At 75.2% G+C, this 13,418-nt stretch carries 12 protein-coding genes; 5 read left to right on the top strand and 7 right to left on the bottom strand.

Features of this window, described 5'->3' with window-relative positions:
* Positions 1-176 precede the first annotated feature (176 nt).
* Positions 177-749 carry an RICIN domain-containing protein gene (locus tag ACIO9K_RS11265; RefSeq protein WP_363581878.1) on the top strand — a complete coding sequence of 191 codons (573 nt, stop codon included), beginning with the start codon at positions 177-179 and terminating at the stop codon, positions 747-749.
* 81 nt (positions 750-830) lie between these two features.
* Here the strand turns inward: ACIO9K_RS11265 and ACIO9K_RS11260 are convergent, their stop codons facing one another.
* The 7 genes from ACIO9K_RS11260 to ACIO9K_RS11230 form a co-directional block, all read right to left on the bottom strand.
* Entirely contained in the window at positions 831-1,922 is a 1,092-nt protein-coding gene (locus tag ACIO9K_RS11260; RefSeq protein ID WP_363624725.1) for an LLM class flavin-dependent oxidoreductase, read from the bottom strand.
* A gap of 64 nt (positions 1,923-1,986) precedes the next feature.
* Positions 1,987-3,048: an LLM class F420-dependent oxidoreductase gene (locus ACIO9K_RS11255; RefSeq protein ID WP_400328617.1), complete on the bottom strand. Its 1,062-nt coding sequence runs from the start codon at positions 3,046-3,048 to the stop codon at positions 1,987-1,989.
* Between the two features lie 67 nt (positions 3,049-3,115).
* Entirely contained in the window at positions 3,116-4,735 is a 1,620-nt protein-coding gene (locus ACIO9K_RS11250) for an ABC transporter substrate-binding protein (RefSeq protein WP_400328614.1), read from the bottom strand.
* 100 nt (positions 4,736-4,835) lie between these two features.
* Positions 4,836-5,633: an ABC transporter ATP-binding protein gene (locus tag ACIO9K_RS11245; RefSeq protein ID WP_363581886.1), complete on the bottom strand. Its 798-nt coding sequence runs from the start codon at positions 5,631-5,633 to the stop codon at positions 4,836-4,838.
* On the bottom strand, positions 5,630-6,412 hold the full coding sequence (locus ACIO9K_RS11240) for an ABC transporter ATP-binding protein (protein WP_363624731.1): 783 nt from the start codon (positions 6,410-6,412) through the stop codon (positions 5,630-5,632). Before ACIO9K_RS11240 ends, ACIO9K_RS11245 begins: the two co-directional genes overlap by 4 nt.
* The gene (locus ACIO9K_RS11235) at positions 6,409-7,368 is read right to left on the bottom strand and encodes an ABC transporter permease (protein ID WP_400328609.1); all 960 of its coding nucleotides are present in this window, start codon (positions 7,366-7,368) and stop codon (positions 6,409-6,411) included. The genes ACIO9K_RS11240 and ACIO9K_RS11235 overlap by 4 nt, the downstream gene beginning before the upstream one ends.
* A gap of 1 nt (position 7,369) precedes the next feature.
* Positions 7,370-8,314, bottom strand: a complete 945-nt coding sequence (locus ACIO9K_RS11230) for an ABC transporter permease (protein WP_350880832.1) — start codon at positions 8,312-8,314, stop codon at positions 7,370-7,372.
* A 742-nt stretch (positions 8,315-9,056) separates the two neighbouring features.
* On the opposite strand from ACIO9K_RS11230, the gene ACIO9K_RS11225 reads away from it, so the two are divergent.
* From ACIO9K_RS11225 to ACIO9K_RS11210, 4 genes are all read left to right on the top strand, one after another.
* Positions 9,057-9,998 carry a LuxR C-terminal-related transcriptional regulator gene (locus ACIO9K_RS11225; protein WP_400328606.1) on the top strand — a complete coding sequence of 314 codons (942 nt, stop codon included), beginning with the start codon at positions 9,057-9,059 and terminating at the stop codon, positions 9,996-9,998.
* A gap of 255 nt (positions 9,999-10,253) precedes the next feature.
* Entirely contained in the window at positions 10,254-11,033 is a 780-nt protein-coding gene (locus tag ACIO9K_RS11220) for a hypothetical protein (protein WP_363589405.1), read from the top strand.
* Position 11,034: 1 nt separating this feature from the next.
* Positions 11,035-12,870 (top strand): asparagine synthase (glutamine-hydrolyzing), encoded by a 1,836-nt coding sequence (gene asnB / locus ACIO9K_RS11215; protein WP_400328603.1) that lies wholly within the window; start codon positions 11,035-11,037, stop codon positions 12,868-12,870.
* Positions 12,867-13,397, top strand: coding sequence for a flavin reductase family protein (locus ACIO9K_RS11210; RefSeq protein ID WP_079135392.1), 531 nt, complete (start codon positions 12,867-12,869; stop codon positions 13,395-13,397). Before asnB ends, ACIO9K_RS11210 begins: the two co-directional genes overlap by 4 nt.
* Positions 13,398-13,418 lie beyond the last annotated feature (21 nt).

Below are 13,418 nucleotides of genomic sequence, written 5' to 3'. Positions count from 1 at the left end.
CGTGAACAGCCTCTTCGCGCCGGGGGTTCCTGTCAACTGAGGTGAATCAAATGGCGAAATCCATACACTCCCGTTTGTTCGGGATCGTTCGGAAAGCTGACCAGGCCCTCAACTCCGCTGCCAGGATGGCCGCATTCCGCAGTGACACGACGTCAGAGAGGGAGGTGTCGGACCTCATGAAGTCCGCCCGAAAGATCGTCTCAGCCCTGGCACTCGCGATCGGCCTGAGCGTCTCGTTGCCCGTCGCCGCCGCGCAGGCCGACCCCGCCAATCCGCAGCCCTACGCCTACGGTTACCTCGCCGCGCTCGCCCGCCCGGCCAGCGGCGGCCCCAACGGCACCTACTACTGCATGGACGAGTACCGGCAGACCAACGGCGACGGCAGGCCGGTCGTCCTGCGCCCGTGCGACGGCTCCTGGAACCAGTTCTGGTTCGTCTCGGAGGACGGCCTCATCCACAGCACCAACGACGGCCGCTGTCTGTCGGGCCACGTCCCGAGCGGCCCGTCCGACAGCCCGGGCGCCACGGCGGTGGGGTGCAACGGGGGTGACCCGAAGCAGCGTTGGACGTTCGGCACCGACCGCGGCGTGTGCAACGCCGTCGGTGCCTGCCTGACCTACGTCGGCAACCAGGGCCCGCGGAACTCCTACGGACTCTGGACGCTGGGGCGGAACGCGAGCATGGGGCAGACCCAGGAGTTCGACTGGCACCACTCCGACAGCGACCGTCCGATCAACCCCAACATCTAGACATCTGGGCCCTGTCCGGGGACCGGCGTGGCCGGGGTCGAGGCGGTGATCGCCTCGGCCCCGGCCGAACGGGGGCGCCGGTCACCAGACGCGGCGGTCGGCGGGGGTGCCCAGGCCGGTGCGGAGGTGGCGGACGAGGCTGCGCCGCAGCTCGCGGTCCTGGTCGGTCTCGACGGGGAGGTCGAGCTGGACGATGTCCACGCCGGCCGAGCGGAGCAGGCCGATGCGGGCGGCGACGGTGGCGGGGGAGCCGGCGTAGGCGGCGGTGAGCGAGCGGCGGATGTAGGCGGCGACCTGCTCGTCTCCCCGGGACGGGTCGGAGCGGCCGCGCTCGCGGTCGCGGTCGAGCTGGACGGCTTCCGTCCAGGGCCCGCCGCCGCCGGAGGTGAGGCGGAGGGCGTCGCGGCGCAGCCGGCGGACGCGGTCGCGGGCCGCCTCGTCGGTGTCGGCGAGGACGACGGTGACGTGCCGCCAGATTCGCAGGGTCCGGCCGTGCGCGGCGGCGGCGGTGCGGACCTGGGCTATCCGCCGACGGGTGTCCGGCAGCGGCAGCGGGCTGACGGCGTAGACCTCCGCGTAGCGGGCCGCCAGGTCGAGGCCCTGCGGTGACGAGCCGCCGAAGGAGAGCAGCTCGCCGCCGGGTCTGGGGTGCAGGCCGGGCCGGGCGGCGGACACGGTGTAGAACTCGCCCTTGTGGTCGATGTCCTGGTCGGCGGCGAGGTAGCGGGTGAACAGGTCGAGGTACTCGTCGGCCCTGCGGTAGCGCTCCTGCTTGTCCAGGAGGTCGCCGTCGCGGGCCGTGTCGTGGTCGCTGGAGCCGATGATGACGTGGGCCGCCGCCCGCCCGCCGGAGAGGCGGTCCAGGGTCGCGAGGGAGCGGGCGGCGACGGTCGGCGCGGTGGTGCCGACCCGGTGGGCGACCGCGATGCGCAGCCGTGTGGTGGCGGCCAGGGCCCAGGAGGCCACCAGCCACGGGTCGGGCCACGAACTGGACTGCACCACCAGGGCGCTGTCCAGCCCGTCCTCCTCGTTCTCCCGCGCGGTGCGGGCGACGTACGCGGGGTCGGCGGTGCGGTCGCGGCCGTCGGGGGCCCAGCGCAGGGCCTGGCGTTCCTGCGCGGTGTGGCCGGGAACGGGTGCGGCGCGGACCCCGCCGCGGATTTCGAGTGGCACGGCTCTCCTCCGGTCGTGAGCGTCGTGAGGGTGGCAGGGGATGGGGACGGGTGGGGCGCGACGGTCAGAGGGCGGCCGGCCCGAGCCGGGCCAGGGTGTCGAGCAGCTTGGCGCGGCTGACGAACACCTCGGGCGGCAGCGACACGTACAGCTGGATGGTGGTGACGCCGGGGCGGTGGTAGGCGAGGATGCGCTCCCGGCACTCCTCCGGCGAGCCGCTGATGAACAGCCCGTCGACGACCTCGTCGGGCAGCGCCTTCTGGGCGCCCTCCGGGTCGCCGGCCGCCCAGAGGCGGTGGGTCTCGGCGAGGAGTTCGCCGTGGCCCAGCCACTCGTGGAACTTGCGGTACGGCTCGCGGTTGAGGATCCAGGCGAGGAACGGGCGGCTGGCGCGGTGGGCGTAGTCGGTGTCCTCGGTGGGGCAGACGAAGACCTTGACGACCAGTTCCTTGCCGGGCGGCTGCGGGCCGACGGCGTCCAGGATCTTCGGCACGTCGTGCGGGAACAGCAGGTTGGTGATGGCGCCGTCGCCCTCGTTGAAGCCGAGCCGGAGCATGTTGGGCCGCAGCGCGCCCAGGATGACCTTGACCGGCTCGGTCGGCGGGTGAGGCAGCCGGTAGCCGGTGATGTCGAAGGTGTCGAACCCGCCGGTGACGTACTCGCCGCGCAGCGCCCGGGTGACGAAGCGCAGGACGTCCCTGGTCCGCTTGAACGGCTCGTCGAACGGGATGCCGTTGATGTCGGTGACGTGGGCGGGCACCGAGGCGCCGATGCCCAGCAGCAGTCGGCCCGGCGCGAGTTGGGCGAGCGTCGCGGCGGTCTGGGCGAGCACGGCCGGGCCGCGGGTGTGCACCGGGACGATGCCGGTGCCGATCCGCAGGGAGGGGGACCAGGCCGCCGTGGCGGCCAGCGGGGTGAAGGCGTCGGTGCCGCCGCCCTCGGCGCTCCACACGTCGGTGTAGCCGAGGTCGGGCAGCCGCTCGACCAGGAAGCGGTGCCGGTCGATGGTCAGGCCGGGCAGCGGGAGGGTGATGCCCCACTTGGGCGGTGCGGCGGGCACGGGGCCGTGCGCGGAGCCGGGCGGGACGGTCCCGGCGTGGTGGTGCGGTCGGTGCGGGTCGGTCATCGGGATGGCCGTCCTTCCTGTGGTGCGCGGTGCTCTTCGGAGCCGGGGGAGAGGCGGTGTCCGCGGGTCAGCGGACCCATACGGTGGTCAGGTCGAGGAACCAGGACTGCGGCTGCACGAGCCCCTGGACCTTCGGCGAAAGGGCCCGCGGATTGCGGTCGTTGACCACGAACAGCCAGGGCGCGTCCTGGGTGACCAGGGCGAGCGCCTTGCGGTACCCGGCCTGCCGGGCGGTCTGGTCGGCATTGGCGGCCGACGACGCGAGCAGCTCGTCGACCTGCGGGTTGGCGTAGTGGCCGGTCCAGAACGGGCTCTTGGAGCCGATGAACAGCGGGAGCAGCGCCTCGGACTGGAACAGCGTTGTGGACTGGGCGACGGCGTCCGAGCCGAGCGCCACCTGACCTTTGGCCTCGGCGCCGATCAGCGTGGTCCAGTCGGTGGTGCGCAGCTCGACCTTGATGCCGACGGCGGCGAGATCCCGCTGGAGGGCCTCGGCGATCGGCACCGGCAGCAGGTTGCCGCTGCCGCCGGTGGGCACGGTGACGGAGGTGCTGAAGCCGTTCGGGACGCCGGCCTCGGCGAGCAACTGCCGGGCCTTGGAGGGGTCGTAGGAGTAGACGTCGCCGGCGGGGTCGTAGGCGGCGGTGGCGCGCGGTGCGGTCTGGTAGGCGGGGTCGGCGGTGCCGTGCAGCAGCTTCTCGGCGATGGCCTTGCGGTCGATCGCGAAGTTGGCGGCCCTGCGGACCAGCGGGTTGTCCCAGGGTGCCTTCGAGGTGTCCAGGATCCAGTACCAGAGGTGGTCGTAGCTGTTCGTGGCGATCTGGACGCCGTCGGCCTTGAGGCTGTCGATGTCGTCCGGGTTCGGGTACTCGATCCAGTTCACGCCGCCGGAGCGCAGGGCGGCGGTGCGGGCCGCGGCGTCCGGCAGCGCCTTGATCACGAGCCGGTCGAGCTTGGGGGCGCCGCGCCAGTAGCTCTTGTTGGCGGCCAGCTCGATCTGCTGGCCCTCGGTCTGCGAGACGAACGAGAAGGGGCCGGTGCCGACCGGGTGCTGGGCGAAGTCCGCCGAGCCGGACTTGCGGACGGCGGTGGGGCTCGCTATCAGGACGTGCGCGAGGTCCTCGGGGAAGTGGCCGTTGGGCTCCTTGGTGACCAGCTCGACGTGGTCGGCGTCGGTCTTGCGGTACGAGACGATGTCGCCCGCGTACTCGGCGGCGGCGGCGCCGAGGGCGTCGGTGTACTCGGGGCTCTTCTTGTCGAGGTAGCGGGCCAGGTTGAAGACCACGGCGTCGGCGTCGAACGGGGTGCCGTCCTGGAACGTGACGCCCTTGCGGAGGGTGAAGGTCCACGTCCTGGCGTCGGCGGCGACCTGCCAGTCGGTGGCCAGGGCGCCGGTGACGGCCGGCGGCTTGTCGGTGTCCTTGAGCAGTTCGTACCGGGTGAGGCCCTCGTAGAGCTGGAAGGAGACCAGCCGCTTGCCCTCGAAGCCGGCGCCGCCGATCACGGTGTCGGGGTTGGGGAGTTTGCCGGTGGCGCCGATGACCAGGGTGCCGCCGCGGCCGTCACCGCCGCCCGCCCCCGCGGAGCCGCCGCCGTCGGAGCCGGCGCAGCCGGCCGCCGCCGCGAGCAGAACGGCGGCGGCCGGCAGGGCGACGGCTCTGGAGCGGATACGGCTGGTGCGCGTCATGGGGATTCCTCGTCGGTTCGGTGGTGCGGGGGGTCGGTGGTGCGGGGGTGCGGGGGTACGGAGGTTCAGCGGTGTGTCGGCACGGGGCTTCGGCGGCGGCTCACGCGACGCCGGTGGCGGCCTCCAGCAGCGCCCGGGTGTACGGGTGCGCGGGGGAGTCCCAGAGCAGACCGGCGGGGCCCTCCTCGACCACCCGGCCGTGCCGCAGCACCAGCACCCGGTGGGCGAGGTGCCGGACGACGGCGAGGTCGTGGGAGATGAACAGGTAGGCCAGGCCGGTGCGTTCCTGGAGGTCGGTCAGCAGGTCGAGCAGGCGGGCCTGCACGCTGCGGTCGAGGGCGGAGGTCGGTTCGTCGCAGACGACCAGGTCCGGCCCGGTGGCCAGGGCCCGGGCGACGGCCACCCGTTGGAGCTGCCCGCCGGACAGCTCCCGGGGGTAGCGGTCGGCGAGCGCGGGCTCCAGGCCGACCTGGGTGAAGAGCCGGGCGACGGCCGCGGCGCGTTCGGCGCGCGGCGTGCCGTGCAGGCGCAGCGCGAAGGCGACCGCCTCCCCGGCGCGCAGGCTGGGGTTGAGCGATCCGCGCGGGTCCTGCGGGACGAACTGGAGCCGGCCCCGCAGCGCCCGGTCGGCGCGGCCGCGCAGCCGGTACGGATCGCGGCCGGCGAAGCGGACGCTGCCGGCGTCGGGGGCCAGCACCCCGAGGGCGAGCCGGGCCAGGGTGGACTTCCCCGAGCCGGATTCGCCGACCAGGCCGACGGTCTCGCCCGGCGCGACGGTGAGGCTGACGGCGTCCAGGGCGGTCCGGTCGCCGTAGCGCTTGGTGACGGCGTCGACGACCAGGACCGGGCCCGGCGGGGCGTGGACGGCGTCCGGCCGGGCGTGGTCGACGGTGTTCATCGGCGGGCTCCCGGTTCGGCGGCCACCAGGGCGGCGGTGAAGGCGTGTTCCGGGTCGCCCAGCACCCGTTCGGCGGGCCCGAGCTCGACGATCCGGCCGGCCCGCATGACCGCCACGGTGCCGCCGATCCGGCGGGCCGCCGCGAGGTCGTGGGTGACCAGCAGCAGGGCGATGCCGCAGTCGGCGCGCAGGGTGGTGAACAGGTCGAGGATCCGCCCGCGGATCAGCGCGTCGAGCGCGGTGGTCGGCTCGTCGGCGATCAGCAGTTCCGGGCCGCAGCAGATCGCGACGGCGATGGCGGCGCGCTGGCGCAGGCCGCCGGAGAGCTCGTGCGGGTAGGCCCGGGCGACGCGTTCCGGGTCCGGGATGCCGGCGGTGGCGAGCAGCTTCGGGACGGCCGCGCGGGCGGCCCGGCGGTCGGCGGCGATCCCGTGCCGCCGCAGCACCTCGGCGAGCTGCGGGCCGATCCGGCGCAGCGGGTCGAGCGAGGCGGTCGGGTCCTGCGGCACGTAGCCGATGCGCCGGCCGCGGACGTCGGCCAGCTCGCGTTCGCCGAGCGCCCGCAGGTCGGTCCCGGCGAGCCGGACGCCTCCGGTGACGGCGGCGCCGTGCCCCGGCAGCCCGAGCACGGTGCGGGCGACGGTGGTCTTGCCGCTGCCGGATTCGCCGAGCAGCACCAGGGAGCGGCCGGCGGGCAGGGCGAGGGAGACGTCGTCGACGGCCCGGACCCCGCCGGGGTACTCGACGGTCAGGCCGTCGATCTCCAGCAGCGCGTTCATGCGCCCACCCGCTTCGCGGCCCGCGGCCGGGCCGAGCCGTCGGCCGAGCCGTCGGTGGAGCCGTCGGTGGAGCGGTCGGTGGAGCGGTCGGCGGACCGGCTCGCGGCGGCGGGGGCGGCGTGCGCCAGCAGGGCGGCGGTGTCGCCGACGCGGGTGCGCAGCGTCTCGCCGAGGGTGTTGAAGACGACCGAGACGGCGAGGATGACCAGGGCCGGCAGGACCGCCACCCAGGGGTGGGTGAGCAGCGAGGGCCGCAGCTCCTCCAGCATCGCGCCCCACTCGGCGGTCGGCGGGGCGACCCCGAGCCCGAGGAAGGACAGCCCGGCGGCGTACATGATGGCCAGCCCGACCAGCGAGGACGCGTACACCAGGACCACCGGCGCCACCACCGGGGCGACCTGGCGCAGGACCAGCGACCCCCAGCCGGCGCCGCTGACCCGGGCGGCCACCAGGTACTCGGCGGCCCGGACGCGCCGGGTCTCGGTGAACGCGACCCGCGCCACCGCGGGGGTGAGCACCACCGACAGCGCGAGCACGGTCGCGCCCAGGCCGGGTGTGAGCAGCGAGGCGATGGCGATCGCCAGCAGCACCCCGGGGAAGGCGTAGAGCACGTCCAGCAGGCGCAGCAGGGCCTGTTCGGTGACCCGGCCGCCGAGCCCGGCCACGACGCCGAGCAGGGTGCCGACGACGGCGGCGACCGCGACGGGGACGAGCCCGCCGGTGAGCGAGGCGCGCCCGGCCCAGATCAGCCGGCTGAGCAGGTCGCGGCCCTGGCCGTCGGTGCCGAGCGGGTGGCCGGGGCTGCCCGGGTCGAGCAGCCGGTCCGCCAGCCGCCCGGCGGCCGGGTCGTACGGGGCGACCAGCGGCGCGGCGAGCGCGAGCAGGACCAGCAGCGCGGCCAGGGCGGCGGGGACGGTCAGGCCGAGGTTCGCTCGGGCGAGGACACGTGACGTCACATCAGTTCCTTACTCGCGGGTCGATCGCCGCGTGCGCCGCGTCCACGAGGATGTTGACGCCGACGAACGCGACCGCCACCACCAGCACCCCGCCCTGCACCAGGGGCAGGTCGCGGGAGGTGAGCGCGTCGTACAGCAGCCGGCCGACGCCGGGCCAGGCGAACAGGGTCTCCACGAAGATCACCCCTTCCAGGAGGTAGGCGAGTTGCAGGCCGCCGATGGTCAGCAGTGCCGGCGAGGCGTTGTGCACGCAGTGCCGCAGCACGGTGGCCGGGCGCAGGCCGCGGGCGCGCAGCGAGTCGGCCAGCTCGCCGGCCAGCACGCCCCCCAGCGCGGCCCGGAACACCCGGGCGGTGAGCCCGAGCGGGACGAGCGCGGCGGCCACGGCCGGCAGGACCAGGTGGCGGGCCAGGTCGGGCAGGCCGCCGGAGCCGAACACGTCGTGGGTGCCCCCGGCCGGCAGCCAGCGCAGGCCCACGGCGAAGACGGCGATCAGCAGCAGGGCCACCGAGTACTGCGGGGCGGAGACCGCGAGGGCGGACAGCGCGCCGGAGATCCGCCCGCCGGGGCCGCGCGGGCGCAGCGCGCCGACGGCGCCGAGCGCCACTCCGCCGACCAGCACCAGCAGGAAGGCGGCCGCGGTCAGGGTCAGCGTCTGGCCGAGCGCCGGGAGCAGCAGGTCGGCGACCGGGCGCTGACCGGAGACGGAGGTGCCGAGGTCGCCGGTCAGCGCGTGCCAGAGCCAGGAGGCGTAGCGGACGGGCAACGGCTGGTCCAGGCCGAGCCGTTCGGAGAGCTCGCGGCGGGCCTCGGGCGGTGCGCCCGGCCCGAGGAAGAGGGCCACCGGATCGCCGGGGACGAGCGTGACGGTCGCGAAGACGACGGCGGTGACGCCGAGCAGGGTCGGTACGGCCAGCAGGAGGCGGCGCAGCAGGAAGCGGGTCACCCGGCCCTCCGTGGCGTGGCGCCGGACTGGCCGGCGGCGGGCCGGTTGGGCGGGGCGGGCATGGGGCTGGTGGTCCTTCCGGGAGGGGCGGTTCGGGAGCGGGTCGGGACGGTCACCAGCGGTAACCGGCAGTCACCGGCGGCGTCCCGGGGGCTGGAGCGCCGGACCGGGGCCGTGGGACGGGCCGTTCGCCGGGGGCGGATGCCGCGTCCGGGCGGGATCGGGTGCCGGAGCACGGGTCGGGCGGTCCGTGGGACGTGGGACGTCGGTGCCGCTCCGGCAGCTGCGGCCGCTTGAAGGAGCGTTGCGGACCGGTGGCCCGGACAGCCAGTCAGCACTTGATGCTGTTACTCCTGGTCACAGCATCCGGAGTGTCAGGACCGCCACTGCCCAGGGCGCTGAGCCCCGGTTCCGTCCTTGACCTGCACAAGGAACCGGACCTAGGGTTCCCCGCATGGCTATTCGGCGGACCGACATCACCCTGGTCGGGATCGGCGGCTCGTGGCACCGACGGTGTTTCGACGAGCTCTGTCGCCCGCGCGCTGCGCGCTGACCGCCCCGTTCCCAGTCGCTGCGGTCGGCGCCCCTCCCCAGTCCCGGATTCCGCAGCCGACGCCCGTGCGCGTCCTCGACGGATCCTCGCCGCAGCACCCGTGCCCACCGGGCCGGCCCGCCACCAGCAAGGGGACCGTATCGCCATGCCGTACCTCAGACGCCCTGCCTCCGCCCCCGGGGGTGCGCGATGGCCGCAGTGAGCAAGCTCGCCGTTCCGGCCGGCCCGCGCGGCCGCCGGCTTCCCGCCCGACGCGGCGCCTGCGGCGGCGCCACCCTGGTGGACGCCCCCGCCGCGGGCGCGCCGCCGGTGCGCGCCGCACCACCGGCGCAGGCCGAGATCGACAACCCGCTCGACCTGATCGCCGGTCACCAGCTGCTGGCGGAGACGGTGACGCCGCCACCCCCGGTGGGGCCGACCGCCAGCGGTTGCGGGTGCGGCCATCCGATGTGCGTGGAGGAGGACCGCGACCGCACGGCCGATGCCCGGGTGTTCCTGGTCGAGCGGCACTCGGTGGCCAGCGCCGGGCTGCGCAGCGTGCTGACGACCGTGCCCGGACTGGCCGTGGTCGGGTCCACCGGCGACCCGCTGCGCGCGGTGGCCGCCGTGCGCCGGGTCGCCCCCGACGTCATCCTGCTCGGCCGCGGCGCGAGCCTGGAGGCCGACCTCGCCGTCGTGGTGGCGCTGCGCGGCCCGGACGCGGCGCCCGACGCCCGGGTGCTGCTGCTGCGCCGGGCCGAGTCGACCGCGGAGGCCAGCCGGATGCTGCTGGCCGGGGCCAGCGGCTGCTTCCCGCTCGACCTGGCCGAGGACCGGATCATCAGCGCCGTCCAACTCGCCGCGGCGGGCGGGTCGGTGTTCCTGCCCGCGCCGCCGCCGGCCCGGACCCACACGGCGGTGCCCCCGCAGCACCTCGGCGAACTGCCGCCGCAGCACGCCGGACTGACGGAGCGTGAGCGGGAGGTGCTGGTCCAGCTCGGGCTCGGGCTGAGCAACGCCGAGATCGGGCGTGAACTCGCCCTGGCCGAGGCCACCGTGAAGAAGCACCTCACCCAGGCCATGCGCAAGATCGGGCAGCCCGACCGGCTGCGCGCCGCGCTCTACGCCCACCGGCACGGCCTCGCCGGGTAGTTCGTCTCAGTACAGCTTCGTCGCCACCCTCCGGAGGGCGGGCCCCGCAGCACGCGGGGCCCGCCCTCCGTCGTGTTCCGGCCGCCTCCCGCAGGTGACCTTCGGAGCATGCGCGAGGCGACGATCGGCGCCCTGAGCGGCGCCGTTCGGGGCTACCGGGGCGCCTGGCCCGCTCCGTAGCGTGGCGGGAAACGACCACCACACGAGACGGTCCGAAGGATCGTCCAGCCGAAGGGAGATGGCCCGATGGGGGGTGTGTCCGACAGGACCGGGGGCCCGACCGGTTCCGCCGGTGCGGCGGGTGCCGACGCCGGCCCGCGCACGGCGGTGCTGGCCGCCGCGAGCCACCGGAGCCCCGGCGCGGAGCAGCCGCGGTCCCCGTACCGCGCGATGTCGGACGCCGAGCGGTCCGCGCTCTGGCGCCAGCGGCTGCACGAGGCCGAGGCGGGCCTGACGCGGTACCTGGTGTCGCGCGGGAACGGGCTGCACCTGACCGACTGGTTCGTGCTGCAGTCCGAGCTCTTCGCCGACCTCCCCGCGCCGGACGCCCCGGCCCCGGAGTGGCAGCGGGTGTTCTTCCGCGACCAGGCGCTGATGGAACGTTTCCTCGTGCGCCGCTACGGCGAGGAGGGGCTGGGGGACTGGGCCCGGTCCAATGCCGAGGTGCACCGCGAGGTCGAACCCGACCACGGCCGGGGCGCCGCCGACCCGATCCACCGGATCGCCCGGCAGGCCGAACTGTACGGCTCGGAGTACGAGTTCGACGACGAGGAGCCGCCCGGCGCCGAGCACGCGGCGCTCACCATCACGCACTGCGCGATCTGGGACTACCGCGAGAAGGCCCGCCGCTCGGGCGTCCAGCTGACCCTCGCCTCGCCCTGCACCTACTGCACCGAGGCGCTGTCCGCCAACATCCGCGCCAAGGGCTACCGGCCCGCGCACCGCCTGACCAACGGCCCGACCGGCCACGGCTGCCGCTGGGAGTCGAGCGCCGCGGCCGGGCCCGCCGCCAACGACGAACCGGGGGAGTCCTGAGATGTGCGGTGTCACCGGCTGGATCGACTGGGACACCGACCTGCGCCACCAGGCGCGGACGGTCCGGGAGATGACCGCCACCCTGGCCTGCCGCGGCCCGGACGCGGACGGCGTCTGGCTCTCCCGGCACGCCGCGTTCGGCCACCGCCGGCTGTCCGTGATCGACCTGGACGGCGGGGCCCAGCCGCTCGCCGACCGCCCGGGGCCCGACGCCGGCGCCGTGCTCTGCTACAACGGGGAGCTCTACAACCACCGCGAGCTGCGCGCGCAACTGGAGGCCCTCGGGCACGTCTTCCGGACCCGCTCGGACACCGAGGTGGTCCTGCGGGCCCACCTCCAGTGGGGCAAGGACGCGCCGACCAGGTTCAACGGCATCTTCGCCTACGCCCTGTGGGACGCCGCGCGCGAGGAACTGCTGCTGGTCCGCGACCACCTCGGCATCAAGCCGCTGTACTGGCACGCCCACGCCACCGGGGTGCTGTTCGGCTCCGAGCCCAAGGCGGTGCTCGCGAACCCGCTGTTCCGCGCCGAACTGGACGCCGAGGGCATCGCCGAGCTGTTCGCGCTGCCCGCCGCGCCGAGCGCCGGCCACGGGCTGTTCCGCGGGCTGCACGAAGTCCGGCCCGGCCACCTGGTGGTCGTCGGCCGCGGCGCCACCCGCGAACTCCGCTACTGGCGGCTGGAGTCGGCCGAGCACCGGGACGACGCCGCGACCACCCGCGGCACCGTCCGGGACCTGCTCGCCGACGCCGTCGAACGGCAGCTGATCAGCGACGTGCCGCTGTGCACCCTGCTCTCCGGCGGCGTCGACTCTAGCGCCGTCACCGCGCTGGCCGCGGCCGCCCGCGAACGGGCCGGCCACGGGAAGATCGCCAGCTTCTCGGTGGACTTCCCCGGCAGCACCGACCGCACCCCGGACGCCTGGCGGACCACCCTCGACGCCCCGTACGTGCAGGCCGCCGCCGAGCACATCGGCACCCTGCACACCACCGTCCTGGTGCCCGACGACGACCTGCTGGACGCCCGCGACGCCGTCCTGCGCGCCCGGGACCGGCCCGGCTGGGGCGAGATGGACGCCTCGCTGCACCTGCTCTTCCGCGAGGTGCGGCGGCGCTCCACGGTCGCGCTCTCCGGCGAGGCCGCGGACGAGATCTTCGGCGGCTACCCGTACTTCCACGACGCGCAGGCCGTCGCCGCGCCCACCTTCCCGTGGCTGCACGGCAAGGCCACGCCGGCGGACCTGCTGCGCCCGGACGTCCGGGCCGAGGTGCGCCCCGAGGAGTACACCGCCGCCGCCTACCACCGCTCGCTCGGCGAGGTGTCGCGCCTGCCCGGCGAGTCGGCCGCCGACGCGCGGGTCCGCGAGGTCTTCCACCTCGCGCTCACCCGCTGGCTCCCCCCGCTGCTGGACCGGGTGGACCGGGTGTCGATGTCGGTCGGCCTGGAGGTGCGGGTGCCGTTCTGCGACCACCGCCTGGTGGAGTACCTCTGGAACGTCCCGTGGGCGCTCAAGGCGCCGGACGGGCGGGCCAAGGGCCTGTTCCGCGACGCCGTCCGGGACCTCCTCCCGCCGCAGGTCACCGACCGGCCCAAGAGCGGCTACCCGTCCACCCCGGCCGTCCGCTACACCGAGGTGCTCACCGCCCGGGCGCACGAGCTGCTGGCTGACCCGAACGCGCCGGTCTTCGAGCTGGTGGACCGCGAGCCGGTCCGCCGGCTGCTCGCCGAGGGCCGCCCGCTGCCCAGCCCGCGCACCGCGCCGAACCCGGTCGGCGGCCTCGACCACCTGGTCCAGGTCGACGAGTGGCTGCGCGCCTACCGGGTGGGGCTGCGATGAGCGGCCCCGCGGCGGCCGTGACCACGGCGAAGGCCACCGAGGAGGCCTTCCGGGCCGCCTCCCGCGGCTGGACCACCGGGGTCGCGGTGGTCACCACCCGCGCGGACGAGGAGGTCTTCGCCAAGACGGTCTCCTCCTTCAGCACCCTCTCCCTCGACCCGCTGCTGGTCACCGTCGCGGTCAGCCGCCACAGCCCGCTCGTGGCCGCGGCCCGCGCCGCCGGACGGTTCGGCCTCTCGGTCCTGACGGACGGCCAGTCGGCGGTGGCCCGGCGCTTCGCCACACCCGGGGCCGGGCGCGCGCTCGGCGGCTTCACCGCGGTGCCGATGCGGACGGCGGTCACCGGTGCCCCGCTCGTCGACGACGCCCTGGCCTGGTTCGACTGCCGGCTGCACGGCACCCTGCCCGGCGGCGACCACACCATCCTGGTCGGCCGGGTCGCCGCCGCGGACCGCGGCGACGGCGACCCGCTGCTCTACCACGACGGCCGGTACCGCGTGATCGACCCGAAACCCTTGAACCCTTGAACCCTTGACATCAAACGGAGT

This window comes from Kitasatospora sp. NPDC087271 (genome assembly GCF_044744605.1).
Lineage (GTDB): Bacteria > Actinomycetota > Actinomycetes > Streptomycetales > Streptomycetaceae > Kitasatospora.
Note: the sequence above shows the minus strand (reverse complement) of the source record. Positions and strands in the feature narration are given on the sequence as shown.

Bases quoted from the DNA above. Each gene is read 5' to 3' on its own strand.
- ACIO9K_RS11265 (WP_363581878.1), top strand. From the start codon at position 177: ATGAAGTCCGCCCGAAAGATCGTCTCAGCCCTGGCACTCGCGATCGGC.
- ACIO9K_RS11255 (WP_400328617.1), bottom strand. From the start codon at position 3,048: ATGACCGACCCGCACCGACCGCACCACCACGCCGGGACCGTCCCGCCC.
- ACIO9K_RS11225 (WP_400328606.1), top strand. From the start codon at position 9,057: ATGGCCGCAGTGAGCAAGCTCGCCGTTCCGGCCGGCCCGCGCGGCCGC.
- ACIO9K_RS11250 (WP_400328614.1), bottom strand. From the start codon at position 4,735: ATGACGCGCACCAGCCGTATCCGCTCCAGAGCCGTCGCCCTGCCGGCC.
- asnB (WP_400328603.1), top strand. From the start codon at position 11,035: ATGTGCGGTGTCACCGGCTGGATCGACTGGGACACCGACCTGCGCCAC.
- ACIO9K_RS11210 (WP_079135392.1), top strand. From the start codon at position 12,867: ATGAGCGGCCCCGCGGCGGCCGTGACCACGGCGAAGGCCACCGAGGAG.
- ACIO9K_RS11245 (WP_363581886.1), bottom strand. From the start codon at position 5,633: ATGAACACCGTCGACCACGCCCGGCCGGACGCCGTCCACGCCCCGCCG.
- ACIO9K_RS11240 (WP_363624731.1), bottom strand. From the start codon at position 6,412: ATGAACGCGCTGCTGGAGATCGACGGCCTGACCGTCGAGTACCCCGGC.